This window comes from Oribacterium sp. oral taxon 078 str. F0263 (assembly GCF_000469565.1).
In the GTDB taxonomy this organism is placed as follows: Bacteria; Bacillota; Clostridia; order Lachnospirales; family Lachnospiraceae; genus Oribacterium.
This window is the reverse complement of sequence record NZ_KI273103.1, coordinates 1-3,528: the sequence shown is the minus strand read 5'-3', so window position 1 is coordinate 3,528 and position 3,528 is coordinate 1. Positions and strand designations below refer to the sequence as shown.

Annotated in this window: 4 protein-coding genes and 1 pseudogene; 2 read left to right on the top strand and 3 right to left on the bottom strand. The window is 48.3% G+C overall.

What is annotated here, in order from left to right; translation table 11 throughout:
• Window positions 1-531 precede the first annotated feature (531 nt).
• The 3 genes and pseudogenes from HMPREF1986_RS04435 to HMPREF1986_RS13490 all read right to left on the bottom strand — a co-directional run.
• Window positions 532-1,170 carry a helix-turn-helix transcriptional regulator gene (locus HMPREF1986_RS04435; RefSeq protein ID WP_021773582.1) on the bottom strand — a complete coding sequence of 213 codons (639 nt, stop codon included), beginning with the start codon at window positions 1,168-1,170 and terminating at the stop codon, window positions 532-534.
• Entirely contained in the window at window positions 1,136-1,828 is a 693-nt protein-coding gene (locus HMPREF1986_RS04430) for a DUF3990 domain-containing protein (protein WP_021773581.1), read from the bottom strand. The genes HMPREF1986_RS04435 and HMPREF1986_RS04430 overlap by 35 nt, the downstream gene beginning before the upstream one ends.
• Before the next feature lie 151 nt (window positions 1,829-1,979).
• Window positions 1,980-2,560: pseudogene (locus tag HMPREF1986_RS13490) on the bottom strand (ABC transporter permease subunit); the annotation flags it as partial.
• Window positions 2,561-2,747: 187 nt separating this feature from the next.
• Between HMPREF1986_RS13490 and HMPREF1986_RS04420 the strand changes: the two are divergent.
• Together HMPREF1986_RS04420 and HMPREF1986_RS13105 are read left to right on the top strand one after the other, a co-directional pair.
• Window positions 2,748-3,044, top strand: a complete 297-nt coding sequence (locus tag HMPREF1986_RS04420; RefSeq protein WP_036599342.1) for a transposase — start codon at window positions 2,748-2,750, stop codon at window positions 3,042-3,044.
• Window positions 3,044-3,528 (top strand): IS3 family transposase (locus tag HMPREF1986_RS13105; protein WP_021773578.1); only part of this gene is annotated, 485 nt, incomplete at its 3' end. The genes HMPREF1986_RS04420 and HMPREF1986_RS13105, both read left to right, overlap by 1 nt.

Genomic DNA, 3,528 nt, shown 5'->3' with positions numbered 1-3,528 from the left:
CCCCGGGTGGGATAGAAATCCTGAGCTTCCTGCCGCCCTGTGCAAAAGAAAGAATGATTTTAAGCAATCGGGAAAGCGGCTTCCTCGCTCTCTGAAGATCTCGAGGAGACGCGCCCCGAAGCTCGGCCGGGAAGACGGAAAAACTCCGTCTGTCTTGGGACTTTCAGACTGTCCCGAAGGAAAGCCGATATCAAAAAACAAAGGGGAGAGCGGCAAAGGACCGGATGGAAAAAGGCCGTACCGGAGACCCCGGCATTACGGATCGAAAAGCTTTAAAAAGCTCCCGGGAGATATCGGCTCCAAAAACTGCCGTCGACAGTGAAAAACGAATTCGTTGTCCCTAGTATAAGGGATGGAAAGGGCTAAAGCAAGTGCTGAGATTATTTTCGTGAAAACAGAGTTTTTTCGGGTATTTTACCATAGGAAAAGCACAATTTCTCTTCCGTAGTGGTAGATAATCACCGACAGCGGCACAGACGATAAGCCGATCTCACTTCAGGCTGATATCCACCCTGACTGTTTTGAACTTTCTTACTTTTCTATCAGATCTTCCATGCTGCAGCCCAGTGTCTTTGCAATGCGGTACAGTGTTTCCGCACCGGCCTTGTTGATGTCCTTTCGGCGCTGCTCGTACATCTGGATGGAGCGGAGCGTTGAACCGGACTGCTCCGCAAGGGCGGCCTGTGTGCAGCCGTAGGCTCTGCGGATGCGTTTCAGATTGGTCTCCTTGAAATGTTCCCTGATCCTTTCATCCGCAATGTCGGCGAATTTAGAAATATCGGCTTCATGGAGCGTATAGTACATTCTCTGAAGCTCATCAAAGGATAGTGCTTTGAATATTTCGGAATAGCTTCTCGCCGAATACCATTGGTAATAGGCCACGGCCCAGCCGATCCAGTATTCCCTTGAGCGGCCGAGCTTCTCCGCAGGCTCTGCGTCAAGACTTTTTCCTGTAGTCTCAAGCATCACGTCCGAAGCAAGCTCTATCCCGCTTTTGCCCGCAAGCACGGACGGCTCGCCGTTTTCCATGCGTCGGCTTATCGTGCTTGTGATAAAGAGCTTAACGAAATCCCCACCGGGTATTCCGCAGGCGTTCACAGCGTAGTCGAAGGCATCGCCCAAGGCGGCCTGTGCCTTATTCAGATAGATTTCTCGGTATGCGCGGGTCATCGTTCGCAACGCCTCCTCTCATGATATCCTGTATATACAGACCGTCCGCCTCTTCCTCAAGAATATTCAGATAGGCCTGATTGGCATCGTCACCCCTTGCCTTCCGAAGGACGTAATAGCTATCCTTTTCCGCAGCCTCAAAGCCCTCATACTTGATTTTTGAAAAAGCGAATTTTGACTTGACCACGATCTGCTCCCCCAGCTTTCCGAGGCGCATGGCGCACGAAAGCTGCTCCACAGTGATTGCGTTGTTTAAAAACGCTTCTGCGTAATCAAAATAGGAATCATCAGCTCTGTAGCCCGTGATTAGATCGTAAGCATTGACGTTGACTCCAAAATTGTCAATCAGATAGGACTTAGCTCTTCTCGCCACGGGTGTTTTAATGGAAAACCGTCGGTGTGCAACAAGGACTGCTATCCAGTTGAGTATGGTATAATCCGGGCCGTTGAGCTTAAGAATGTTCAGAAACTCCGTGTCCAGCGTATATCGGTTGGAAAATCCGTCTCTCAGAGAAGAAACCGCCCATTCCTTGGCAAGGTCGTTGCTTTCGGTGCAGTAAAAGCCAAGCCCGAAATCATTGTTCTTTCGCCCTTCTCCGAAGGTCGGTGTTTCTACGATCTGCTTTGAGCCATGGTATATCGTCAGCAGTTTATCCATATTGCCCCCCTCCGCCCTTTTAATTATATCACCACAGTGATATAATGAAAAGAACGATGGATGCAATAAGCCAAAATGACGATCTCCAAGGTGATGCTTATCTGATGGGCGGTCTTTCCTTAGCTCTTGCCGTACATTTTATTCTTGTTCTTTATTTTACCGCGCCTTCGGAAGGTCCCCCCGCCATCTTATTTTGGATGAAGCAGAAGAAAAGAATGGAGGGAACGACGACGATGGCACAGGCTGCCATCAAGGAGCCCCAGTTCAGAATATCGCCCCCTTCCAGTGTCTTTACAGCGACTGATATCGTAGTCTTGTCGGAGCTGCTCATCAGGATCATCGCATAGAGATACTCGTTCCAGGCATTGATGAAGACATAAATTGCAGTGGCGACGATGCCCGGAGAGGCCAGCGGCAGAACAATCCTTATGAAAGCCTCCAGCTTATTGGTCCAGCCTAGGTCATAAATGTAGAGCGGCATGGTGGTTGTCATACCGGCAGGACCGCCGGCCGTCGTCATATAGATGATGTCAAAATTATTGAAGACCCGGATCGTCCGCAGGACAAGCAGCAGACCTACGACAACCTTGATGTGCGGGACTGTGATGTGAAGAAAGGACTGCCAGCTGTTTGCGCCGTCAATACAGGCGGCCTCATACTGATCCTGCGGAACGGTCTGAAGGGCGGCATAGACATTGACCATGATCATGGGGCACCAAACCAGATATTAAGATGTAGTGGTCAAGCTTTTTTGTAACACGTATGGCTTAATATTTCGATATTCCAGTCCTTGCCTCAAATGGTGTCTTATATCCATTGTATGAATGAGGTCGCACATGGTTGTACTGAGATGATATACCAACGTTGTAACACCAGTGGCTTAATGAGTATAATAAGCTTAGTAAAGGAGCAAATCATTATGTCACGAAAGTATGAACCGGAATTTAAGCGTAAGATCGTCCGTCTGCATCTTGAAGAGGGGCGAAGCTACAAGAGCATTACTGCAGAGTATGGTTTTTCTAAAACTGCCGTTTCTCATTGGTGCGAAGAATACAGCAAAGAATGCCAGTCCATAAGCCAGAACAATCCGACTGCTTTTACCGAGGCAGATCTCATGAAGGAGAACAATCGGCTCCGCCGTGAGCTGGAAGAATCCAAAAAGGAGGTGCTCTTCTTAAAAAAAGCGGCGGCATTCTTTGCGAAGGAGATCGGTTAATGGCTTACCGCTTCATCGACGATTATAAAGCTCTTTTTGGCACCCGTTGGCTGCTGCACAGACTGGATATCTATCCAAATGCATATTATAACTATAGAAAGCATCGCAAGGCGGCCTACCGGGAAGAAAAACAACGCATTAAGAATCAGATGGAAGAGATCTATCATAAGCACAATGGTGTTGATGGTTACCGTATGATGCAGGCCTATCTGGAACGAGCGGGCATTGTTTTGAGTCCCTTGACTGTGCATAAATATAGGAATACGGAACTGGGAATCCTGTCTGTCCCCCGCCGAAAACGCCCTGAATACCATAAGAGGAAAGCACATAAGGTGTTCCCCAACATCCTTGAACGGGATTTTGACGGCAATGAGATCAATGCAAAGTGGTGTACCGACTTCACCTGCCTGTTCTTGGAAAATGGAGAAAAACGCTATAACTGCACTATTCTGGATCTTCACGATCGAAGCGTTATTGCAAGCAT